The organism is Micromonospora sp. NBC_00421 (assembly GCF_036017915.1).
Taxonomy (GTDB): Bacteria; Actinomycetota; Actinomycetes; order Mycobacteriales; family Micromonosporaceae; genus Micromonospora.
Genome location: NZ_CP107929.1, coordinates 192,333 through 215,602, shown reverse-complemented (window position 1 = coordinate 215,602; position 23,270 = coordinate 192,333). Strand labels below are relative to the sequence as shown.

Here is a 23,270-nt window from a genome sequence, read left to right as displayed (position 1 = left end):
GACGCCCCGGGATCAGCCGGTGCAGCTGGTGGCGGGCAGTCCGGTCAGCGGCACCGGGGAGCGGCCGGTGGGCCGGGCCTTGCCGGCCAGCACCTCGGCGAGCGCGGTCATCGAGGCCCCGCTGGACGAGTAGGTGGCCAGCAGGGCCGGTGAGGTCGACTTCTCCAGCACGTACGGGGTGTCCATCGCCACGGTCACCGCCGCGCCTGCGGCAAGGTCCTTCGGGCCGTCGCCGTAGCCGACCAAGTGGACCCGGGTTCCCCCCTTCGGCACCACCCGTACGCCCGCCGCGGTCAGCGCCTCGGTGAGCGCCGCCCGGGTCCGGTCCCGGCCGGCGGAGGTGGTGACGGTGACCGGGCCGGACACCTTCGCGCCACATTCCCCCCGGAGCTGGGTGACCGCCGCGGCGGCCAGCTCGGCGGCGGCGGCCCGGTGCGGGGCGCTGCCGAGCGTGGACATCGCCGGCGTCGGCCGGTCGGCGAGCCGGAACTTCATGGTCAGCACCCGGGTGACCGCCGCCACCAGCCGGTCCCGGGGCAGCGAGCCGTCGCGCAGCGCGGCCAGCAGCCCGTCGTACGCCTGGCCGACGTTCGGGGTCATCAGGATCAGGTCGTTGCCGGCGAGCAGGGCCTTCACCGCCGCCTCGCCCGGCGGGTAGCGCTTGGCCGGCGGCATGTTCATCCCGTCGGTGATCACCACCCCCTGGAAGCCGAGCTGGCCTCGCAGCACGTCGGTGAGCAGCTTGCGGGAGAAGGTGGCCGGGGTGCCCGGGTCCACGGCGGTGACGTCGAGGTGCGCTGACATCACCGCCATCGCCCCGGCGTCGATGCCGGCCCGGAACGGCGGGAAGGCGGTGCCCTCCAGCTCGGCCCGGGGCTGGCCGACCACCGGGACCTCCTGGTGCGAGTCGGCGGCGCTGAGCCCGTGCCCGGGGAAGTGCTTGACGCTGGCCGCCACCCCGGCGCTCTGCAACCCCCGGACCGCGCCCGCGACCTGCGCGCCGGCCCGCTGCGGGTCGGCACCGAAGGAACGCGAGCCGATCACCGTGCTGCGGGTGGCGAGGACGTCGGCGACCGGCGCGAAGTCCAGGTTCACCCCCATCGCCGCCAACTCGGTGCCGGCGGCCTTCCAGGCGGCCTCGGTCCGGGTCGGTTCGTCTGCCGCCCCGGCGGCGAGCGCGCTGGGCAGCGTGGTCACCCCGTCGGTGATCCGGGTGACCACCCCGTACTCCTGGTCGGTGCCGACCAGGAACGGCGCCGGCGCGGTGGCGAGCTTCCCGGCGGCGGCGCGTAGCCCGGTGGTCAGCTCCCGCACCTGGGCGGGATTGTCGACGTTGGTGGTGGACTGGTTGCCGGAGGTGGGGTCGTCGGCGCTGAAGCCGACCAGGATCAGCCCACCGAGCCGGTACTTCGCGATCATCTCGGCGGGCGTGTCGACCCCGCCGAGGGCCTGGTTGCCGGTGGCCGAGCCGGGCGTCACCTTCGTCGCCGAGCTGCCGTACGCATAGGGCATCAGCACCTGGCCGACCAGGTCCTCGTCGCCGAGCGTGCCGGCCAGCGCGGCGGCCCGCGCGGCCGGGTCGGAGGCGGTGGACGCGGCGACGGTCGGCGTGGCTGTCGGGGCGGCCCCGGAGAGGGCCGGCGACGGAGCCTGCCCCTCCCCCGCGCATCCGGAGGCGAGCAGCGCGGTCAGGGCGGCGACGGCGACGCCGGCACGTCGTGGGGAGATCGGCACCCGGCCCATCCAACCCGCGCCGAAGATCAGCGGCAACCCGACCAGGTCACGCCGTGGGTGGAGGGTGCCCGTCCCCGACCGGTTGTCCGGCTGACCCGGCCCTTCTGGCTGCTGGGTGGCCGGTCCGGGTGAGCAGGCTCACCCAACTCCGGGACACTGACCGAGCTCCGGGACGCTGACCGAGCGCAGCGCGAAGGTCTCCGCAACCGGCCGCGCAGCGCCGGGGCAACCACCGACCCGGGTGAACGGCCGACCCCTCGCGCGTGGCCCATCACCAGTGACCATCGCGCGCTTGGTCCAATACCTGGGTGATCGTCTGACCTGGGTGATCGTCCCGGTCGGGACACTCGGTCGCCCGGCCCGGTGGCTTCCTCCCCCTGTCGTCCGGGACGCGGCATGGCCCGTGTCTCTCGCCTCGGGTTCCATCAACGCGACCGCGGGCCGAGTCGGCCAGGCGTGCGCGCAGGCCCCATCGAGCGCCACCGCCGACCGAACGGCCAGGCATGCGCCGCAGGCCCCATCGAGCGCCACCGCCGGCCGAACGGCCAGGCATGCGCCGCAGGTGAGTACCACCTCCCTGGGAGGTCTATGCCTGCCGGTCATAAATATGACTGACAGGCATAGACCTCCCAGGGTCATAGATGTGGAGGCGCGCCGGTGGGCGCAGGAGCACGGCAGGATCGGGAGTCGAGCCGGAGCGTGCGGGCGCGCGAGTGGGAGACGGAGCGGAGGGTGCGGGCGCGCGAGTGGGAGACGGAGCGGAGGGTGCGGGCACACGGCACGGGTGAGGGCACACCGGTGGGCGCGGGGTGCACGGCAAGCGGGAGACGGGGCGGTGGGTGTGGGCGGAGACGCGAAAACGGGGCGGTGAGGGCTCGCGCCGCCGGCGGCCGGTCAGCACGGCCACCGGCGCCGCTGTGGTCAGCCGACCCGGGTGAGCAGGGTCACCGGTGCGCCGTCGCCGGCATACCGGTAGGGCTCCAACTCCGCGTCCCAGGCGGTGCCCATCGCCTTGTCAAGGGCGTGTGCCAGCGCCTCGGGGCGTACCGAGGCCATGATGCTGCGCAGCCGGTCCTCGCCGAGCTGGATGTCGCCGGCCGCGCCCACCGCGGCCCGGAACAGGCCACGGCCCGGAACGTGCATGAAACGTTCACCGTCCGCGCCCGCGCTGGGTTCCTCGGTCACCTCGAAACGGATCATGGGCCACTGCCTCAGGGCAGCAGCCAGCTCGGCACCCGTCCCCGGCCGACCGGTCCATCCGCACTCGGCCCGACGGGCGCCGGGATCGACGGGCTGGGCCGTCCAGTGCAGGTTGACCGGCGCGGCGAGGACGCGCGCGATCGCCCACTCGACGTGCGAGCACACGGCGAGCGGGGTCGAGTGGACGTATACGACGCCACGCGTTGGCACGGTGACCTCCCGGAGAGCGAGGTGCGTCTTCCCCTACGACCTCGACCACCCGAGTGGCTGTTGCCACACATGATGACTGCTGTGACGGATGGTGCGCCAGAGAATCGGAAAATTCGCCGCCGGGAAATACCCGGACCGGTGACCTCGGTTGTGCACTCCGACGGGCACGGTGAGCTGCCAGGCATCGTGGTCGTGTATATTTCTCTGGGCGGTTCTGCGCCGTCGCACAACTTCGCGGGCCGAGGCTCACCCGGGCGTCACCCGCTACAGCCCCCGGACGTTCCCGTCCTCCCGTACGTCTTGCAAGGAGCATCTCCGTGGCGAGCAACACCTCTAAGACCGCGCGCGCGTCAGTCCGGGCCGGCCAGGCTGGCCAGGGTGGCGCCCTCAGCGTGCTGGGCGAGTTCAAGTACCTCATCCCGCTCAACGGCGGCAAGCACGCCTACGTGCGGAACCTGACCAACGGCAAGACCGCGCACCTGCGTACCGACTCCGACGCCTTCGTCGAGGAGATCCGGGTGCTGGCCACCGCCGGCCACGCCGCCAAGATCCGCGCCGAGATCAACAACCTCGCCGCCGCCCACCCGGGCGACGGCTGGGACAAGACCGAGAAGCGCCTCGTCGAGGCAGGCGTCTTCGAGGGCTGAGCACTCCCCAGCCTCACCTGGAACCGCCCGTCGGGTCACCCCGGCGGGCGGTTTCCTCATTCCCGGGTCGGGTGCCACGTGGCCCCGCCCCTCGGGGCGGGTCCGGATGAGCGCGGCCACGCAGGAGAGGGGTTCCCCTTCCCGGGATGGGTGCCCGACACCCCTGCCCATCCTCTTCTGCGCTCCGTCTCCGCCCTCCCTGCCCCCATGCTCGCGCTGGATCCATGAAGTAGTGGCATCCGGCCGGGTGGAGGGGACTACTTCATGGATCCAGCGCGAGCATGAAGGGTCCGGCCTCAACGCGGTTCGCCAGCGGCGCGTCGGTGGCGGCAGAGCAGAGCGGTGGGGTGGGGTGGGTCAGGTGGGTGGTGATGGTCAGGGGGCGAGCAGGGTGACCTCGCCGGTGTCCAGGTCGTACAGGGCGCCGACGACGTCCACGGCACCCTGTACGACCGGGCCGGACAGCAGTGCCTCGGTGCGCAGCGTTCGCACCGTTCGTCGTACGTGCCGACGTGCCGCCAGCGAGTGGACGGCCGGGTCGTGCAGACCCACCTCGGTCACCGCCGGGGCGATCCGGTCGACGACGTAGTCCAGGTCCCCACCGGGTCGCCGTCCCGTGCGCAGGCTCTCCACCGTCGAGGCGACCGCCCCGCACCGCTCGTGCCCGAGCACCATCACCAACGTCACGCCGAGCTGGTCCACCACGTACTCGATCGAGCCCCGGACGGCCCGGTCCAGCACGTGTGCCCCGGTGCGGATGACGCAGATCGAGCCGAAGGTCTGGTCGAAGATCGCCTCCAGCGGCACCCGCGAGTCGATGCAGCCGAGCAGCACCGCGTACGGCTGCTGGTCGCCGGAGGCCACGGCCGCGGCGGCGGTGATGTCGTGCCCGTGGACGGGACGGCCGCTGACGAAGCGCCGGTTGCCGGCGAGCAACTCGGCCAACGCCGCCCGGGGTGTCCGGGCAGCTCCGGCAGACGAAGTCGGCATGCCCCCAGACTGGTCGCCGCGCCGAGCCTGCGCAGCCGGGTCGGGATTCTTCCCACCAGCACGATTGGCGCGGACCCGGCTCGGGTAGCCGGATGACGCCGGTGAATGGGTACCGGGTGGCTGGGGAGGTGGCGATGCCGGATCAGCGGGAGTTGCGGCTGCCCGACGAGGTACGACTGCACGTCGAGGTGAGTGGCCCGGCCGACGCCGAGGTCACCGTGATCCTGCTGCACGGCTGGACGCTGGACGGCCGGGCCTGGCACAGGCAGCTCGCCGACCTACGGAGCCGGTCCGGCGACCGGGTCCGGGTGGTCACGTACGACGCACGCGGGCACGGCCGGTCGAGCTGCATGGCGCTGCGTACGGCGACCCTGGCCCAGCTCGGCGACGACCTGGCGGCAGTGGTGGACGAGGTGGCCCCGACCGGGCCGGTGGTGCTCGTCGGCCACTCGATGGGCGGGATGACGGTGATGGAGTACGCCCACCGGCACCCGGCCCACTTCGCCGCCCGGACGGCCGGCCTGGTCTTCGTCTCCACCACCGCCGAGGGACACACCCACACCGCGTACGGCCTGTCGCCGCGGATCGCCCGGTTGATCCGGATCGCCGAGACCACCGGCGCGGGGGTGCTGGCCCGGTGCGGCGCCTGGCGGCCGCCCCGAGCGCTGCTGCGCGCCCTGGCCCCGAGCATCCGGTGGATGCTCTTCGGCGACCACTGCTCCGCCTCGGACATCCGCCTGGTCACCTCGGCGGTGGCCCGCGCGTCGCTGCGCTCGATCGGCGGTTTCCGCGCCTCGATCGGTGCCCAGCACCGACTCGACACCCTGGCCGCGTTGGCGCACCTGCCGGCGGCGGCGTTGGTCGGCGACCGGGACCGGCTCACCCCACCGCCGTGCGCGGAGTCGATAGCGGCGGCGCTGCCGGCCACCGAGCTGACGGTCTGCCCGGGGGCCGGGCACATGCTGATGATGGAGCGCCCGGACGAGGTGAACGCCGCCCTCGCCGGGGTGCTCCACCGGGTGCTCGGTCACCTCCGCGCCGGCCGACCGCCCCGCCCGCGCCGCGCCGCCCGCACGCCGAGGCGGTCCGCCCCGGTCCCCCAACCGGCGGGCTGAGCCGCCCCGCCGGCGGCACACCGGTCCGCCCCGATCGCCCAACCGACGCGCTCAGGCATCCCGCCGGCACCGACGCCGCCGGCCGGTCGACCGAGCAACCTGGCCGGACCGGACGAGGTGCGGAGGTCGCTCGACCGGCGAGGCGTGGAGGTCGCCAGGGGTGGCGGAGGTCGCGGGGCGGGTATCGGCCCGACGCGGGCGGGCGGCTGCCCGTACCCTCATTCCGCCTGGCACGCACCCGTGCCCGGCGTCGCCGTCGCACAGGAGCCCGTACGTTGACCGACCAGATCACCCTGGAACAGGAGATCGCCGCCGAGCAACGGCATCTCGACCGGGTGTACGCCCGGCTCGCCGAACTGCGCCGCGCGGCAGTCCGCGCCGAGCGGGACGGTTACCGGCTGGCCCGGGTCGGCAACTTCGGCGCACTGGTGGAGCGGGACGCCATGGTCTTCCACGCCGCCCAGCGCCGGCACATGTTGGACGCGGAACACGAGGGGCTGGTCTTCGGCCGGCTGGATCTGCGGGACCGGCAGGTGCTGCACGTCGGCCGGCTCGGGGTGCGCGGGGAGAACGCCGAGACGCTTGTGGTCGACTGGCGTGCTCCGGCCGCCGCCGCCTTCTACCGGGCCACCCCGGCCGACCCGCTGGGGGTGGTGCGGCGGCGCACCATCAGCTCGTCGGCGGAGAAGGTCACCCGGATCGAGGACGAACTGCTCGACCCGGAGGCCGCGCCGCCGGACATGCCGGTGGTCGGCGACGGGGCGTTGCTGGCCACCCTGTCCAGGGCGACCGGGCGGGGCATGCGGGACATCATCGCCACCATCCAGCGGGAGCAGGACGAGGTGATCCGCTCCCCCGCGGCGGGTGTCACGATCGTCTCGGGTGGGCCGGGCACCGGGAAGACGGCGGTGGCCCTGCACCGGGCGGCGTACCTGCTCTATGCCGACCGCAGCCGGTACGCCGGCGGCGGCATCCTGGTGGTGGGTCCGTCGGCGGTCTTCGTGGAGTACATCGCCTCGGTGCTGCCCTCGTTGGGCGAGGAGACCGCCACCCTGCACTCCCTGGGTTCGCTGTTCCCCGGGATGTCGTCGACCCGTACCGACGAGCCCGAGGTGGCGGCGGTGAAGGGTTCGCTGCGGATGCGGCGGGTGCTGGAACGGGCGGCCCGGGACGCGGTGCCGGACAGCCCTCAGCAGCTGCGCCTGCTCTACCGGGGTGCGTTGCTGCGGTTGGAACGGCAGGAGCTGGACCGCATCCGGGACCGGGCGTTGCACCGGGGCGCCCGCCGTAACGAGGTGCGCCGCGCCGGCTTCGACGGGGTACTCGCCGCGCTGTACACGCAGGCCCGCCGGCTGGCCGTCACCGGCCTGCCCGAGCAACGCGCCTTCGAGGACGAGATCATCGACCGGCCGGAGTTCCGGGAGTTCCTCAAGGCGTGGTGGCCCCGGTTGCATCCCCGGCACGTGCTGGGTTGGCTGGCCCACCCGGATCGACTGCACCGGTACGCGACAGGCATCCTCTCCCGGGCGGAGATCGCGTTGCTGGTGAGGGCGTACCGGTCGTTGGACACCGAGGGGTTGACGGTGGCCGACGTCGCCCTCCTCGACGAGCTGGACGCCCTGCTGGGCAAGCCGGTACGCCCGAGGAAGGCCAACCGGGATCCGTTCCAGCTGGCCGGCGGGGTGCGGGAGCTGAGCACCTTCGGTGAACGGCAACGCGCCGCCCGGGCAGCGGACCGGGAGCGACCGGAGGACTACCGCGACTACGCGCACGTGGTGGTCGACGAGTCGCAGGACGTCTCGCCGATGCAGTGGCGGATGGTCGGCCGGCGCGGTCGGCTCGCCTCCTGGACGGTGGTGGGCGACCCGGCGCAGACCGCCTGGACGGGCGACCAGGAGGAGCTGGACCGGGCCCGGGACCAGGCGCTGGGCCGGCGCCGTCGGCACCGGTTCACGCTCTCCACCAACTACCGCAACTCCGCGGAGATCTTCGCGGTGGCGGCGGCGGAGATCCGCCGGCTCTACCCCGACCTGGAGCTGCCGAGCGCGGTGCGGTCCACCGGGGTGGACCCGGTGGCGCTGAACGTCCCGGCGACGGAGCTGGCCCCGGCGACGCTCGACGCGGTGGACGCGTTGCTCGCCGAGGTGGCGGGGACGGTCGGCGTGATCACGCCGGTGCCCCGCCGGGACGAGGTCGCCGGCTGGTTGGGCGACCGGGGCGGGGCGCGGCTCCAGGTGGTGAACAGTCTCCAGGCCAAGGGCATGGAGTACGACGGGGTGGTGCTGGTCTGCCCCGGCGAGATCCGGGCCGATCCGGGCTCCGGGGTACGGACGCTCTACGTGGCACTTTCCCGGGCCACCCAGCGCCTCACCACCGTCGAGCCGACGGGCTGATCCACGGGCTGACCCGCCGGCAGCCGGTCCCGACCTCTCGACGCGGCCCGGGACCGGCCCGCCCTGTCCGCGACCGGCCCGGCCCGGGCCGCCCACGCCTGGCCCCCACCTGGCCGGCTGCCGGGCTGTCACTTGCACACATAGCGATGTGAGCATAGATTGGATCGGGTTCGCGGCGGCGACGGAAGGTGTGGACGTGGGCGCAGGTCATGACCACAGCGCGACGATCAGCAACGCCGCACACCGGCACCGCGGCCGGCTCTGGGCGGCGTTCGGGCTGCTCACCGTGCTCATGCTGGTGGAGGCGGTGGCCGCCTTCGGCACCGGCTCACTGGCGCTGCTCTCCGACGCCGGGCACATGTTCACCGACGTGCTCGGCATCGGGATGGCGCTGGCGGCGATCACCGCCACCCGGCGGGCCGAGCGGGATCCGCAGCGCACCTTCGGGCTCTACCGGTTGGAGGTGCTCGCCGCGCTGGCCAACGCCGTCCTGCTCAGCGGCGTCGCCGTCTATGTACTGATCGAGGCGGTACGCCGGTTCGGCGAACCGGCCGAGGTGCTGGCCGGCCCGATGCTGGTGGTGGCGGTGCTCGGCCTGCTGGCCAACCTCGTCGCGTTCGGCCTGCTGCGCGAGGGCGCCAAGGAGAGCCTCAACCTGCGCGGGGCGTACCTGGAGGTGGTCGGCGACCTGCTCGGCTCCCTAGGGGTGATCGTCGCGGCCCTGTTGATCGCCGGCACCGGCTGGTGGTGGGCGGACCCGGTGGTCGCCGTGGCGATCGGCGTGTTCATCCTGCCCCGCACCTGGCGACTCGGGCGGGCGGCGGTGCGCATCCTGGTGCAGGCCGCCCCGGAACACCTCCAGGTGACTGCCGTGCACGACCGGCTGACCGCCGTACCCGGCGTCGCCGAGGTGCACGACCTGCACGTCTGGACGCTCACCTCCGGGATGGACGTCGCCTCGGCGCACCTGACCATGGCCCCCGACGCCGAGGTCGGCACCGTGCTGGCCGCCGCCCGGGAAGCCCTGCGGGAGGATTTCCACATCGAGCACGCCACCCTGCAGATCGAGCCCGGCGCGGCCCCCGGCGCCTGCGGCCCGACCCACTGGTGATTAGCTTTTTATCCCATTCAAACCTTTTAGCAGTATTCACTCTCGTACCCTCAGTCACGAGGTAGGCAAGTGTCACACGCGTACCGGTAGGCTCGGCTCCGGCCTCCGCCAGGCGGCGCCCACCGGCGCCGGCGGTGGCCGCCGCCTAATCGCCCACCAGGGCGAACCGGGGAACCATGTTCCTGGGGTGCATCCGCGTCAGCGGTAGGGATCTTCCGTCCCGAACCCGTCAGCTAACCCGGTCGGCGGCTGACGGAAGGACATTCGCATGCACGTACGCACCACCACGCGGCTACTGGCCGCAGTCGTCACGGCACTCGCCCTGGGCGTGTCGTCCGCGCCGTTCACCCCGGCCGTCGCCGCGCCCGTCACCCGGCTCGCCGCTCCCGGCGACGACGAGGGCGGCACCCCGGCACTGCGGGACCAGCTGGACGCGGCGAGCAAGGGCTGGGTCGACGCGAAGGCCGCGCTGGAACGCTCCACCAAGCGCCAGCAGGAGTTGGACGGCCAGCTCAAGTCCATCGAGGCACAGCTGGTCGTGCAGACCGGCAAGGTCGGCGAGATCGCCGGCGCGGCCTACCGCACCGGCCGTCTCGGACCAATGTCCGCCCTGCTCAACAGCAACAGCCCGGGTGGCTTCCTGGACCGCGCGGCGGCGCTGGAGACCGTCGCGGCCCGGGAGGACCAGGAACTACGCACGATGATCGAGACCCGGGACCAGGCCACCCGGACCCGGGCCGCCGTGAGCCGGGAGATCACCGAACAGCGCAAGCAGGTCGCCACCATGGGCAAGCGCAAGGAGCAGGCCGAACGCGCGCTGGCGGTGGCCGCCGCCGACAAGCCGACCCCCACCTCCCGGGACTCCGGCAGCTCGGACGGCACGTCCAACAGCAACGCCAAGGGAGCAGCCCGCAACTCCGACGGTTCCTGGCCGTCCGAGTCGTGCAGCGTCAACGACCCGACCCCGGCCAACGGCTGCATCACCCCGCGTACGCTCAACGCCCTCCACCAGGCCAAGGCGGCCGGTTTCACCAGGTACGTCTCCTGCCACCGGCCCAGCGGTTCCGGTGAGCACCCCAAGGGCCGGGCGTGCGACTTCGCCGCCCAGAAGAACGGGTTCGGCGGGGTGGCCAGTGGCGGCGACCGGACGTACGGCAACAACCTGGCCGCGTACTTCATCCGCAACGCCGACCGGCTCGGCGTGCTCTACGTGATCTGGTTCAAGCGGATCTGGCTGCCGAGCAGCGGATGGAAGTCGTACAGCGGGGGCAACGGCGACCCGTCCAGCGACCACACCAACCACGTGCACCTGTCGATGATCTGAGCTGTCCCGGTGGCCCGTCGGCAACGGCGGGCCACCGGAACTGTCCCGCCCTGGGATCGCCGCCCCCAGGTCACCGGCCCGCCCAGCCGACCGCCGGCGCAGGTTGCCGGCCCGCTCAGCCGACCGTCGGCGCATCGCCGGGGCGGCCGTCCAGCGCCGCCCCGAGCCGGCTGGCCAGCCCCAGGTGGGCGGCGCGGGCCTGTCGGAAGGCGTAGCCGAACAACGGCGCCGGCGCGGCCAGGGTGATCTCGACGTCGATGCGCAGCAGGTCACCCTCCACCCGGAGCCGGGTGTGGTTACGGACCGTGGTGCCGGGCTGCTGCCGGGCCACCGTCACGACCTCGTCCGCGCCGACCAGCAGGACATCGGCCTGGTAGGTGACCGGGAATCGCAGCGGCCCCAACTCCAGCCGGTCGGTGATCGCATAGCTGGCCAGGGCACCCGGCCGGGCCGGTAGCCGACGCACCCGGACGATCAGGGGATGCAGCTCCTCCTGCCGGGACAGGTCGCTCAGCAGCGCCATCGCATCCGCCTGTGAGCAGCGCGCCTGCACCGTGTAGCTGAAGCTCTCCCGCCGGACCACCGGGCCTCCTGACCGTCGTCGGTCGCCCGATCGTGCCGTACCGGAGACGGACTGGCAACGTCCCAGCTCGCCCGGCAGCGGACGGTCGGCCTACCCGCTGCCCGGGTCAGGCGCCCGGCAGCACCTCGGGGGTGGCGGCACCGGCGAAGTACGGCTCCGGGGCACCGAAGAGACCGAGCAGGCCGGTGACCCAGAGCTGCCGGTGTACGAACCGGCTCGGCTCGGTGACGATCAGCTTGACGCCACTGACCTCGGCGGTCTGGAACCCGGCGACCATCGCGCTGATCCCGACGGAGTCGATGAAGGTGACAAGTCGCATGTTGAGCTCGATCCGCGCGGGCCGGCCCTTGGCCAGCACCTCGGCGATCGACTCACGTACCTCGTAGGCGGTGTCGACGTCGATCTCGCCCCGCGGGGCGATCTCGATGACACCGGCCGGCAGAACCGACTTCACGATCGACAGGCTCACGCGAGCACCTCCACTCGCCCGTCCCCGGGCGCCTCATCAGTACGCGGGCCGCGACCGAGAGTATTCCTCCGATGGCCTCGGTCGCCACCCCTCGGGATGAGCAATTCGCGGATCCGGACGGACCGGACCGTCCTTCCCCGTACCTTTGCTGGTCCCGTTCTTTCCGACGGACGGCGCAGCTCGGCCGTTCCAACCGTCCCAGAGTAGCGGTCCGGGTCCACCCCGGGCCGAATCCGGCAGCTCGGGCGAGCCTCGCCCGGCATGGCGGTGCAGGTTGTGGCCGGTGCCTAACCTGGGCGAGAGATGGGTCACCACGACGGAGGGACGGATCCATGATCAAGAGACTGCTCGGCCTGGCCGGGGTCGGCGCGCTGCTCGCTCTCGTACTCGCCTGCGGCTTCGGCGGCGGGGGCGGGGGCGACGACGATGACGACGACGACGGTGACGATTTCGCCCGCGCGACGTCCGTCGTCATGGTCCGCTAGAAACCGGCTCTACGCGCTGCCCGAACCGGGGTTTGCGATCCGACCGGCCGGGGCACTGCTCGATGGACAAGGCGGAACCGCTCGGTGACGAGGCGGCACCGCTCGATGACCGGCCGGACACCGGCCGGTCCGAGGACCGTCCCGCGCCGTAGAGACGAAAAGTCCGAAGTGGCCGCAGACTTCGGCACCCGAGGAGGTAGGACACGATGTATGGCAGCAACCTTCTGGAGCGCCGCAGCAAGCCCGAGCGGATCGCCGACCAGGCCTGGCAGCACCTGCTCTCGGCGGTCGACTCCGCCGGCGACAGCGTTCGTGACGCCGCCAGGTCGGTCCGCAGCTCGGGCCTGGCCGACGCCGGCGACATGGTCGGCTCGACCGCCGACGAGGCACGCCGTCGGGCGACGCTCGCCTTCGACGCGCTCGCCGGTCGTCGTCCGGCCCTGCCCTGGACCCTGCTGATCAGCGCGGCGCTGGTCGGTGCAGCGATCGGCTGGGCCGCCGGCACCGCCGCACGGGCCGCCGGCAGTGGGGGTGACCGTGCCGCCGACGACATCGAGTTCGTCGACGTGGACCGGCCCAACTCCCCGGTCGGCCTGGACGACTGACGCATTCCCGCAGGCCCCGGTCACGCCCCTCGGCGTCGACCGGGGCCTGCCTCGTTCCCCACCCCACCACCCGGCCCGCGCGCGACCACACCCACCCGCGCTTGGCGCTCCCCACCCGAGCACCCTCGCTGGTGCCCCCACAACATCCATGTTGTAGTGGCATCCCCCAGCCACGAAGCCACTACAACACGGACAACACCGTTGCGTTAACGCCATGGGCGGCTGGTCAACCCGGGACAGGAAGTGCCCGATCGGGGAGCGGGGTGGGCCCGCTCGGCGATCATGGAGTGGTGGTGCCGACCTTGGGGCTTTACGGGCGTTCTGTCACCCACCACAACTCCATGATCGGCGAGGCAGCGGCGGTTGACGAACAGCCGTTCCCCCTAACGCAACGGTGTTGACAACATGGATCGAGCACGATCTTGGGCCGTGTTGCGCGGGCAGGAGCAGGAGCGAGGAGAAGGAGCGAGGGCTAGGGCGAGGGCGGAGCCCGCGCCCGACACCGCAACATCACCTCAAGCGAGTTGATCAAGGGCCGCGACAGGGCGTACCGGCGAACATGCCGCCGGCTCCCCCGGAGGATCGGGGGAGCCGGCGGGTGGGGCAGGTGGGGGTACGTCGTCAGCGACTGGTGCAGGTCAACGCCGGAACGGTGTTGCTGCCGGTGACGTTGGCGGTGAAGCCGATGCTGGCGGTCGCACCGGCACCGAGCGCACCGTTCCACCCGGCGTCGCGTACCGAGACGGTCGCTCCGGTCTGGGTGTAGGTGCCGCCCCAGAGCGAGTTGATCGTCTGCCCGTTGGCGAACGTCCAGCCCAACGTCCAGCCGGCGATCGCGCTGGTGCCGGCGTTGCGTACCGTCACCTCACCCTGGAAGCCACCGGGCCACGACCCGGTCACCTTGTACGTCGCCGCGCACCCACCGGTCGTCGGCGGCGGCGTGGTGGGCGGGGGCGGCGTGGTGGGCGGGGGCGTGGTGGGCGGGGGCGTGGTGGGCGGCGGCGTGGTGGGCGGAGGGGTCGTCGGCGGGGGCGTGGTGGGGGTGGTCGGGGTGGGGGTGCCGCCGAGCCGGTCGGCGACCAGGATGCCCCGGCCGTTGGTGCCCAGGTAGACCCGGCCGTAGACCCTCGGGTCGCCGGTCAGCGCCTCGCCCGCGTTGCCGTACTGGTGCTGGTCGTCGTTGATCCGCACCCAGGCCGCGCCGGCGTTGTCGGAACGGTAGACACCGGCCTTGCCGTCGACGGTGCCGAAGGTGAACACCGCCGGGTACGTCTGCCCGGGGGCGGCCTTGCCGAAGCCGACGTTCACCGCCGCCGTCACGCCGGCCAGCTTGGTGAAGGTGGCCCCGGAGTCGGTGGAGTGCCACAGCCCACCCTCGCCGGCCAGCCAGATGTCCCCCTCCTTGCCGGGTACCGCCTTGAACTTGACGGTGCCGGTGGTGGGCAGGCCGGTGGCGGCGGAGGCGGTGAAGCTGGCCCCGCCGTTGCTGCTGACGTAGAACTTCCCGCCGCTGAAGCCGTAGAACTTGTTCTTGTTGACCCGGTCGGACTCGACCACCGCGTTGGCCGGGATGCCGGTGGCGGCGGTCCACGAGTTGCCGAACCCGACCGAGCGGATCACCTGCTGCCCGGCATCACCGGGGGCCCAGACGAACTGGCTGCCGTCGGCGGCGGCGGCGACCGTGCCGCCGTTGTTGACCCCGCCCGGCTCGCTGCCCTGGAACCAGTTCGCCCCGCCGTCGGTGGAGAACGCGATGTGGCTGTCGTTGGGGCGGTCGGCGTCGGTGAAGTTCCCGGCCCGGACCATCGTCGCCGGGGTGGACTCGGCATAGTCGAGGCTGGTGGTGCTGGTGAAGACCGGCTGGGTGAACAGCATCGGCGGCACCGCGTCGAGGTCGGTGTGCCGGAATCCGCCGATGTCGCCGAGCCCGCTGATCAGCGGCGCCCCGGTGGGCGGGCTGATCAGGTCGAGCACGGCGGTCTCCTCCAGCCCCTTCACCATCGGCTTGATGGTGAACTGGCTGCCGGTGTCCCACTTGGTGAGGTCGGTGCTGCCGTAGATGGTCGCGCCGGTGCCGTACATGAAGCGGTTCGAGTCGAACGGGTCGATCTCCACCGACTCGTTCATCCAGCCCAGCTTCGGGGTCTCCTCGGGCGGGGCCGGGTTGGCGCCGAAGGTCAGCCACGGCACCGAGCTGATGTCCATCTTGAATTTCTTGGTGCGGTCCGGGTAGCTGCCGAACTCCCAGATCCGGGTCCAGGTCGCCCCGCCGTCGGTGCTGCGCCAGAAGATCGCGTCCGGCCACCAGGAGATCTGGGTGGCGACCATCAGGGTGTTCGGCTTCTGCCTGTCGATGGTCAGCCCGGAGTAGCCGAAGTAGGCGTCGCTGCTTGACGACGGGATCGGGCTGATCTGCGTCCACGTGCCGGTGGCCCGGTTGAACTTCCACACGTCACCCTTGCCCCCGTCGTACGGGCCGCCGGTGTCGCTGGTGGCGATGTAGAGGAAGCCGCCGACCGGGTCGACCACGCCCTTGTGGGCCAGGTAGCCGGTGGGCTGGCCGGCGATCCGCTCCCACGTGGTGCCGCCGTTGGTGGAGCGGTACACCGGGTTGGCCTTGTCCGCCACGCCGACGTAGATGGTCTGGGTGGCGTTGCCGGCCGTACCTGTGCTCTTGTCGAAGGTGACCCAGGTCAGACCCTGGTTCTGGCTCTGGTAGCCGGTGGTGTCGTTGGGGTCGGCCCGGTAGTTGCCGACGTTGGGGAAGTTCGCCACCTTGGCCCAGGTGGCCCCGAAGTCGGTGCTGCGCCACAGGCCGTTGCCGCCCTCGGCGCCGTAGTAGAGGACGCTGTTCTTGTTGGGGTCGACGGCGAGCCGCTCGCCCATGCCCCGGCCGGGCATGTTGCCGCCGTTCTTGAACGGCAGCGCGGTGGCCTGCCAGGTGGCGCCCTTGTCGGCCGAGCGCAGGATCGCGCCGTTGTTCGGGTCCCAGTCGTTTGTGTACATGCCGACGGCCGCGTACACCCGGTTGGTCTGCACCGGGTCGGTGGCCAGGCTGACCACGCCGTTGTAGCCCCACTTGTCCGCGCCGACCCAGTCGAGCAGCGGCGTCCAGGACTGGCTGGCCTGCTCCCAGCGGTACGCGCCGCCGATGTCGGTGCGCGCGTAGATCAGGTTCTTCTCGGTCGGATTGAAGACGATGCCGGGGACGAAGCCGCCGCCGTCGATCCGGACGTTCTTCCAGCTGTACGGGTCGGCCGCCGCTGCGGCGGCCGGGATGGTCGGTGCGACGGTGAACTGCACGGCCACGACTGCCGTGGCGGCGGCCAGCACGGTGGTTACCGCGCCGACGAGACTTCTCCGCATCTGCGGTTCCTCTCGGGAATGCCAGGGTGAGGGTGCGACGCCCCAGGAGGGACGTCGACGGGTGCGAAGAGCTGCCCTGGCTCCCCGCCGGCACGCTTGGCTCCCGCTGCCGAAGAAGAGTTCAACAGTAACCGCTGCGCCGCCGAATTAGGAAGCGCTCCCAACTAACTCGGCCATCAGAGCCGGTAGACGACGTCCTCACCGACCATCTCGCGACTGATCCCCAGCCCGTCCACCGGTCGGGCCGCCACGTCCGCCCACGGGGTGCCGGGCGCCCAGCCGGGCAGCAGCACCACCGTGCGCACCCCGATCTCCCGCAGGTACGCCACCGAGGTGACGTCCGGGAAGGTCATGCTCACCGCCCGGATCCGCTCCTGGGACTGCGGGGTGAACGAGGCGAGCCCGTTGACCACCTTGGGGAACCCGTCAGTGGACCAGAGCATCACGTGCAGCTCCCGGATGCCGTCGCTGGGCAGCACCAACGCCGGGCCGGTCAGCCCGCGCAGCGCGGCCGGCTGCTCCGGTGTCGGCACGTGCGGGGTGCGGTTGACCCCCTCCAGCAGGACCAGCACCAGCGGCACCACCAACGCCAACCGGGCCAGTCGGAACGGCCTACCGCCCTGGTCCACGGCCGGCTTCCGGACCACCTCCGGCTCTGCCGCCGGCTCGGACCACGCCGCCGACCGCAGCACCGGCCGCGATGCCGACCCCACCTCCACCGGCACGGCCGACTCCTCCGGCACGGCCGACCTCGCAGGCACGGCCGGCTCCACCGGCACGGCCGGCTCCCCGGTCGGCCCCGGCTCCGCCACCTGTTCCCCGGTCGGCCCCGACCCCGACCCCGGTGCCGGTTCCGGGTCACGCTCGGCCCCGGTCGCCGGCTCGCGTACCGTCAGCGCGCCGGCGGCGAGCAGGCCGAGCAGCAGGGTCGTCCACAGCACCAACCGGCCCGGGGTGCGCACCCCGTCCCAGCCGGGGGCGTGCTCGACAAGCGTCACGTAACCGGGGTCGCCGTCACCACCGAACGTGGTGCCCGCCGCGAGCGCCACGCTGACCAGCGCCGCACCGGCCAGCATCAGCCGGTGCCGCAGCCGCCACGCGGAGAAGAAGATCCCGGCCATCGCCAGCGACAACAGCACCACCCCGGGCAGCAGCGTCATCTCACCGGGAAAACCGAGGGTGGCGCGCGCCGCCTCGTGCCGCTCGCCCCACAGCCAGGACTCCGGCGGCGCGGTGACGAAGCCCCGCCACGGTGGGGAGAACATCTCGATCTGGGCCACCGTCCGCCGACCGGACGGGTTGCGGGCCACCACCTCGAAGTACGGCGCGGCCATCGCCAGGGTCACCCCGGCGAACCCGATCCCGCCGGCCAGGTCGGCCAGGAGCAGGCCGCGCGGCACCGCCGGCCGGACCCGCCGCCGCCACCACACCACGCCGTACGTCACCGCGCCGCCGAGGCAGAGCAGTCCCAGCACGTACGCGAAGGGCAGGCCGATGCCGAAGCCGAGGGTGACCTGCCAGGCGGCGACCGCCCACCCGGCGACCACCCAGCCGGGACGGACCCGGTCGGGTCGGTGGCCGTGCCGCAGCGACCAGCCGTGCCCCCGGGCCAGCATGGCCAGTGCGAGGGCGATCCCGCCGATGCTGAGCACGTGCAGGTGCCCGGCCTGGGCGAGCTTCCACGGGGCGTACGCGAAGGACACCCCGGCGACCGCCGCACCGGCCCGGCCTGCCCCCACCTGCCGGGCCAGCGCGTACGCCCCGAACAGGGCCAGCGCGTGGGTCAGCACGTAGAGCAGGTTGTAGCGCACCACGGCGGCCACCGGACCGTCCCCGATCATCCCGAACGGGGCGTACCCGAGCAGGGTGTCGGAGTAGGCGTAGGTGTAGGGCTCGGGATAGAACGTGTTGGAGTGCCAGACCTGGAACGGGTTGGTGAGCAGTGCGTGCCCACCCCAGGCCACCTGCCACGCCTGGAGCGTCGGGTCACCGGTGTCCTGCGGGATGGTGCTCGCCGGGTCGCGCAGGGTCGGCCAGGTCAACGCCACGGCCAACAGCAGCGCGGCGAGCGCCGCCAGGGTCCACTCGTGCCGGGCCAGCCGCCACGACACACCCGCCAGCCGGCGGCCGAAGATCCGCATCCGATCGACGTCCATCTCTCCACCCCGTCCTTTGCCGTCCGTCAGACTGCCCGACTCCGATCCCGTTGTCGACACCGGACCGCGCCCGAATATCGACACCGGGTCCGATCCGGCGGTCCGAATCCGATCCGGCGGCGGACGGCCCGGGACCATCCGGGCCGGGTGAGCCGCCCTCACCCGGTCCGGCGGGAAGGTGGGCGGCATGACTGGATCCGATGGGCTGATCCAACCCGGGAGCCCGGCCCCCGAATTCACCCTGCCGGCCACCCCGGACGGGCGACGGACCGGACCCGGCCAGTTCCGTGGTCGGCCGGTGGTGCTCGCCTTCTACCCCGCCGACTGGTCCCCGGTCTGCGGCGACCAGATGGCGTTGTACCAGGCCGCGATGCCGGAGTTCGAGCGGTACGACGCGGCGGTGCTGGGCATCTCCGTGGACAGCCTCTGGTCACACCGGGCCTTCGCGGAGGCCAAGGGGGTCCGGTTCCCGTTGCTGGCCGATTTCGAGCCCAAGGGCGAGGTGACCCGTGTCTACGGGGCGTACACCCCGCAGGGGCAGGCCGCTCGGGCCCTGGTGGTGGTCGACCCGGCCGGGACGGTGGCCTGGAGCTACCTCTCCCCCGCCGAGGTGAACCCGGGGGCCGACGGCATCCTCGACGCATTGGACCGCCTCGGCACCGAACGGCAGGTGATGACCCGATGAGCACCCCGTTGCAGGTCACCGCCCGACTCCGGGTGCCGGTGACCGAGATCGACCACATCCGCGGGCCGGCCGACGCACCGGTCACCATCGTGCAGTACGGCGACTTCCAGTGCCCGTTCTGCGGGGCGGCGTACCTGAATCTGGTGGAACTGCTACGTCAGCGCCGGGACACGGTCCGGCTGGTCTACCGGCACTTCCCGATCACCAACCTCCACCCGTACGCCGAGCAGGCGGCCGAGGTGGCCGAGGCGGCGGGCCACCGGGGCCGATTCTGGGAGATGCACGACTGGCTCTACGAACACCAGGACCAACTGGACCCGGTGCACCTGTCGCTCGGCGTCGAGCAGGTGGGTCTGCCGCCGGACGAGATCGGCACGGAGATCGACCGGCACGCCTACGGCGACCGGGTACGGCACGACTTCACCGGCGGCATCCGCAGCGGGGTGAACGGCACTCCCACCCTGTTCGTCGACGATCACCGCCACGAGGCCGGATTCGACCTCCCCACCCTCCTCACCGCAGTAGACACCACCCCCACCCCCTAACCCCTCCCACCCCCACCCCCACCCCACCCCCCGCCTCGCCCCCTCGCCCCTCGTCCCTCGTCCCTCGCCCCTCGTCCCCGCGCCCCGGTGATCAAGAGGTTTGCGTCATTTCAAAGATCGAAGTTGACGCAAACCTCTTGATCACCGGGGCGGGGTGGGCCGGGGCGGGGTGGGCCGGGGCGGGGTGGGCCGGGCCGGGGCGGGCCGGGCCGGGGCGGGCCGGGGCGGGGTGGGTGGGTGGGGTGGGGTGGGTGGGGTGGGGTGGGGTGGGTGGGGGGTTAGAGGAGGTGGAGGGTGCGGGCTCGGTGGACGGCTTCGCGGCGGCGGGTGGCGTCCAGCTTGCGGTAGATGTTGCGTACGTGCGTCTTGACGGTGTTGACCGACAGGGACAACTCGCTGGCGATCTCCACGTTGGACAGGATGCTCTGGAGGTAGCGCAGGATGGTCAGCTCCCGATCGGTGAGCGGCTCCTCCAGCGCCCGCTGTGGACCGCCCGACACCCGCTCGACCGGCTGCTCGGCGTCACGCAGGAGTTCGCTGACCTGGGGCCAGTGTGCCGTACCGGAGTCGAGGTGAGCGGCGAGCAGGTCCCGGACGGCTGGTTCGGCCCGGGTGAAGACCCGCCGGTGACCGTGCCGGCCGGCCAGGTCCAGCACCCGCTCCAACAGCCGGCCGGCCCGACGCTCGTCACCGGCCCGCCGGGCCAGCACCGCGTCCAACACACCGGCGGCGAGGCGTACCGACAGCGGCCAGTCGGCAGCGCCGGGGGCGTCCCAGTCCGGCAGCGCCTGAGCGGCGGCCCGGACGTCACCGGCTCGGAACTCCACCCGGGCCAGCGCCAGCGCCAGCACGGGCACCGGTTCCGGCTCCCGGACCCGCCCGGCGAGCAACCGCCGGGCGGTGTCCAGATCGCCCTGCTCACCACGCAGGTCCGCCTCCAGTGCGAGTAGCCGGTCGACCAACTCCCCGGCACCGGCAAGCACACCACCATCCGCCAGCCGCCCGGCACCGGTGAGCCCGTCCCGGGCTCGCAGCACCACCTCGATGGCCGCCGCCGGCTCGCCGGCATCGCGCAACAACGCCGCCCGGCACAGTGCCACCACCGCCCCGACCGTGGCCGCCCCGTTCACCGCCCCGTCCAGGGAACGGGGCACCGCACCACCGATCACCTCACCGAGCGGACGGCCCACCGCGCCACCGGCCGTACCCACCACCGTGCCACCGGTCAGACCGGTCACCATGCCACCGGTCAGACCGGTCACCATGCGGGCCGAGGGGCCCACCACGGCACCGGCCGGACCTGTCACGTCCGGCGGTCCGGTCGTCCCGTCACCGAACAGGCTGGTCGGCACGCCGCCTGTCACACCTGTCACGGCGACAGCCGCCGTCAGCTCGGCGGTAGCCTCTGCGGGCTGGCCCCGCTGCAACGCCACCAGGGCCAATGCCAGATGTGCGTAGCCGCAGTCGACCCGACTCGACCAACCCTGGCAGGGAGGCATGGCCAGGGCCGCGCGGGCCGTCTGCTCGGCCGGTGACAGCTCACCGGCGAGAGCGAGCAGCAGGGCCGACCGGGTCGCGCCGACCAGCTCGGTCCGGTGCCGACCGGCCTGCCGGGCCGCCGCCAGCGCTTCGGTGAACCGCGCCCCGGCCGTCCCCAGGTCCCCCTCGGCCAGGTCGGTCAGGCCGAGCGCGGTGCCGACCACCGCCCGCACGTCCGCGTCCTCCCCGGTCCGGGGGTCCTCGTCCGTCGGCACCGCTGCCACCACGAGACCGGCCCCGGCGGGCACGCCGGAAAGGTCGACCCCGGCCGGTACGCCGGTGGCGAGGAGTCGGGCGGCGGCCCGGCGTACCTCCGGGTGGTCGCCGGCCAACCGGGCCAGGGTGAGTTCCAACGCCACGGCCAACCGACGGAACCGGTCCCGGCGTGGGGCCGGCAGCGCGTGGGCAGCCGCCACCGCGTCCCGCAGCCGGGCGGTCGCCGCCCCGGTGTCCCCCGCGTACGCCCGTTCGGTGCCGGCCGCCAACGCCAGCTCCGGATCCCGCCGCACCGCCTCGGCGGGCGGCGGCGGGGGCGGCGGTACGTCCGGCGCCTCCCCCTCGTACGGCACCAGTTCCGGCCAGTGGGTCAACAGCAGCCCGGTGGCCCGGTCCCACTGCCCGGCGGTGAGCGCATGGCGCAGCGCGTCGGCCGGCCGGTCGTGGTCGGCATGCCAGTCGGCGGCCCGCCGGTGCAGCTCACCACGTTCGGCCTCGTCGAGACCGGCCAGTTCCTCGCGGAGTACGTCGGCAAGCAGCGGGTGTGGCCGGAACCAGGGCGGTTCACTGTCGTCGCGGTGCAGGAAGCCGCCGTCCCGGGCCAGCCCGGTCAGCAGCTGACCGGAGTCGGTGCGGCCGGTCAGCGCGTCGGCCAGGTCGGCGCGGACCGCCCCGCCGAGGGCGCCGCGACGCAGCAGTTCCCGGGTCGGCGGCGGCAACTGTGCCAGCACCTCGGCGCGCAGGTACGCGGCCACGTCCGGGTGATCACCGCCGAACCGCTCCGCCCACCGGCACGGGTCGGGCTGCCCCCGGGCGGCCAGGGCGGCGAACCGCAGACCTGCCGGCCAACCGCCTGTGCGTTCCCGCAACCGGGCGACCGCAGCGGCCGGCAACGGCACCCCGTGCGCCACCAGCAGGTCGGCCACCTCGTCGGTGGTGAAGGCCAGGTCGTCGGGGCCGATCTCGGTCAGTTCACCGGCCAGCCGCAGCCGGTGCAGGGCGGGTGGCAGACCGGTCCGGGCGGCGGCTACCAGCCGCAGCCGCCCGTCGGCGTGCCGTAACAGGAAATCCAGACCGGTGAGTACGGCCGGGTCGGTCACCCGGTGCAGGTCGTCGAGGACCAACCGAACAGGATCCTCCCGGGCCGCCAGCGCGGCGGCGAGCGGCTCCAGCTGGTCGGGGCGCAGCGGGGTGACCGACGGTGGGGGGGTCGGCGGTACGGCGGTCGGCTCGGCCCGCAGCGCGCCGCGCAGGGCCGTCGTGAGGTACGCCCACAGCCGCTCCCCACTGTCGCCCGCCTCGACCTGCACCCAGGCCGGCGGGTCCTGGCCCTGGTCCCGGCCCTGGTCCCGGCCCTGGTCCCGGCCCTGGTCCCGGCCCTGGTCCCGGCCCTGGTCCCGGCCCTGGTCCCGGCCCTGGTCCCGGCCCTGGTCCCGGCCCTGGTCCCGGCCCTGGTCCCGGCCCTGGTCCCGGCCCTGGTCCCGGCCCTGGTCCCGGCCCTGGTCCCGGCCCTGGTCCCGGCCCTGGTCCCGGCCCTGGTCCCGGCCCTGGCCCTGGTCCGACGCTCGCGCCCAGGCGGTCAGCAGTGTCGTCTTGCCCCAGCCGGCCGGCGCGCGGACCAGGGTGAGGGCGCCGGTGACCCCGCCGTCGAGGCAGCCCAGCAGCCGGGGTCGCAGCAGCACCGGCTCCGGCAGGGCGGGCGGAGTGAGCCGGGATGCCAGGAGCGGCGGGCCGGCGGACACCTCGGCGCTTGCGGTGCTGCGGCGCTGTCGCGGCATCCACCCCTCCCCCCGTCGACGCGTTCCTCCCCCGGTCGACGGCGGTTACCCGGCCCGGCCCGGTTCACCCCTTCGGGACGAGCCCGGTTCACCCGGGGCCGACCGACCATGGGCGGACC

At 73.1% G+C, this 23,270-nt stretch carries 17 protein-coding genes and 1 riboswitch; of the genes, 9 read left to right on the top strand and 8 right to left on the bottom strand.

Annotated elements, in window-relative coordinates:
* Positions 1–12: 12 nt before the first annotated feature.
* Together OHQ87_RS00960 and OHQ87_RS00955 are read right to left on the bottom strand one after the other, a co-directional pair.
* Positions 13–1,743 carry a glycoside hydrolase family 3 protein gene (locus OHQ87_RS00960; protein ID WP_328348700.1) on the bottom strand — a complete coding sequence of 577 codons (1,731 nt, stop codon included), beginning with the start codon at positions 1,741–1,743 and terminating at the stop codon, positions 13–15.
* Positions 1,744–2,655: 912 nt separating this feature from the next.
* Positions 2,656–3,144 carry a DUF3145 domain-containing protein gene (locus OHQ87_RS00955; RefSeq protein ID WP_328344038.1) on the bottom strand — a complete coding sequence of 163 codons (489 nt, stop codon included), beginning with the start codon at positions 3,142–3,144 and terminating at the stop codon, positions 2,656–2,658.
* A gap of 317 nt (positions 3,145–3,461) precedes the next feature.
* Here OHQ87_RS00955 and OHQ87_RS00950 point away from each other — a divergent pair, with 317 nt between their 5' ends.
* On the top strand, positions 3,462–3,791 hold the full coding sequence (locus tag OHQ87_RS00950) for a hypothetical protein (protein ID WP_328344037.1): 330 nt from the start codon (positions 3,462–3,464) through the stop codon (positions 3,789–3,791).
* 375 nt (positions 3,792–4,166) lie between these two features.
* Here OHQ87_RS00950 and OHQ87_RS00945 read toward each other — a convergent pair whose 3' ends face one another.
* Complete coding sequence (locus OHQ87_RS00945; RefSeq protein ID WP_328344036.1) at positions 4,167–4,781, bottom strand: carbonic anhydrase; 615 nt, start codon at positions 4,779–4,781, stop codon at positions 4,167–4,169.
* Positions 4,782–4,915: 134 nt separating this feature from the next.
* On the opposite strand from OHQ87_RS00945, the gene OHQ87_RS00940 reads away from it, so the two are divergent.
* From OHQ87_RS00940 to OHQ87_RS00925, 4 genes are all read left to right on the top strand, one after another.
* Complete coding sequence (locus OHQ87_RS00940) at positions 4,916–5,896, top strand: alpha/beta fold hydrolase (protein WP_328344035.1); 981 nt, start codon at positions 4,916–4,918, stop codon at positions 5,894–5,896.
* A 275-nt stretch (positions 5,897–6,171) separates the two neighbouring features.
* The gene (locus OHQ87_RS00935; protein ID WP_328344034.1) at positions 6,172–8,289 is read left to right on the top strand and encodes a HelD family protein; all 2,118 of its coding nucleotides are present in this window, start codon (positions 6,172–6,174) and stop codon (positions 8,287–8,289) included.
* A gap of 196 nt (positions 8,290–8,485) precedes the next feature.
* Positions 8,486–9,400, top strand: a complete 915-nt coding sequence (locus OHQ87_RS00930; RefSeq protein ID WP_328344033.1) for a cation diffusion facilitator family transporter — start codon at positions 8,486–8,488, stop codon at positions 9,398–9,400.
* A gap of 132 nt (positions 9,401–9,532) precedes the next feature.
* Positions 9,533–9,664: riboswitch (cyclic di-AMP (ydaO/yuaA leader) on the top strand.
* A gap of 4 nt (positions 9,665–9,668) precedes the next feature.
* Positions 9,669–10,724 (top strand): coiled-coil domain-containing protein, encoded by a 1,056-nt coding sequence (locus OHQ87_RS00925; protein WP_328344031.1) that lies wholly within the window; start codon positions 9,669–9,671, stop codon positions 10,722–10,724.
* A 115-nt stretch (positions 10,725–10,839) separates the two neighbouring features.
* On the opposite strand, the gene OHQ87_RS00920 is transcribed toward OHQ87_RS00925, so the two are convergent.
* A complete protein-coding gene (locus OHQ87_RS00920) occupies positions 10,840–11,307 on the bottom strand; it encodes an SRPBCC family protein (RefSeq protein ID WP_328344029.1) in 468 nt (155 codons plus the stop codon).
* A gap of 106 nt (positions 11,308–11,413) precedes the next feature.
* Positions 11,414–11,776: an STAS domain-containing protein gene (locus OHQ87_RS00915; protein ID WP_328344026.1), complete on the bottom strand. Its 363-nt coding sequence runs from the start codon at positions 11,774–11,776 to the stop codon at positions 11,414–11,416.
* A 332-nt stretch (positions 11,777–12,108) separates the two neighbouring features.
* Here OHQ87_RS00915 and OHQ87_RS00910 point away from each other — a divergent pair, with 332 nt between their 5' ends.
* The gene (locus tag OHQ87_RS00910) at positions 12,109–12,261 is read left to right on the top strand and encodes a hypothetical protein (RefSeq protein ID WP_328344024.1); all 153 of its coding nucleotides are present in this window, start codon (positions 12,109–12,111) and stop codon (positions 12,259–12,261) included.
* A 206-nt stretch (positions 12,262–12,467) separates the two neighbouring features.
* Positions 12,468–12,866: a hypothetical protein gene (locus OHQ87_RS00905; protein ID WP_328344023.1), complete on the top strand. Its 399-nt coding sequence runs from the start codon at positions 12,468–12,470 to the stop codon at positions 12,864–12,866.
* A gap of 621 nt (positions 12,867–13,487) precedes the next feature.
* Here the strand turns inward: OHQ87_RS00905 and OHQ87_RS00900 are convergent.
* Positions 13,488–16,232, bottom strand: a complete 2,745-nt coding sequence (locus tag OHQ87_RS00900; RefSeq protein WP_328344022.1) for a cellulose binding domain-containing protein — start codon at positions 16,230–16,232, stop codon at positions 13,488–13,490.
* 176 nt (positions 16,233–16,408) lie between these two features.
* On the bottom strand, positions 16,409–18,388 hold the full coding sequence (locus OHQ87_RS00895) for a hypothetical protein (protein ID WP_442930639.1): 1,980 nt from the start codon (positions 18,386–18,388) through the stop codon (positions 16,409–16,411).
* 187 nt (positions 18,389–18,575) lie between these two features.
* Here OHQ87_RS00895 and OHQ87_RS00890 point away from each other — a divergent pair, with 187 nt between their 5' ends.
* Both OHQ87_RS00890 and OHQ87_RS00885 read left to right on the top strand, forming a co-directional pair.
* The gene (locus OHQ87_RS00890) at positions 18,576–19,073 is read left to right on the top strand and encodes a redoxin domain-containing protein (RefSeq protein WP_328344020.1); all 498 of its coding nucleotides are present in this window, start codon (positions 18,576–18,578) and stop codon (positions 19,071–19,073) included.
* Positions 19,070–19,618, top strand: a complete 549-nt coding sequence (locus OHQ87_RS00885; protein WP_328344018.1) for a DsbA family protein — start codon at positions 19,070–19,072, stop codon at positions 19,616–19,618. The genes OHQ87_RS00890 and OHQ87_RS00885 overlap by 4 nt, the downstream gene beginning before the upstream one ends.
* Before the next feature lie 278 nt (positions 19,619–19,896).
* Here OHQ87_RS00885 and OHQ87_RS00880 read toward each other — a convergent pair whose 3' ends face one another.
* Entirely contained in the window at positions 19,897–23,151 is a 3,255-nt protein-coding gene (locus OHQ87_RS00880) for a LuxR C-terminal-related transcriptional regulator (RefSeq protein ID WP_328344016.1), read from the bottom strand.
* Between the last annotated feature and the right edge of the window lie 119 nt (positions 23,152–23,270).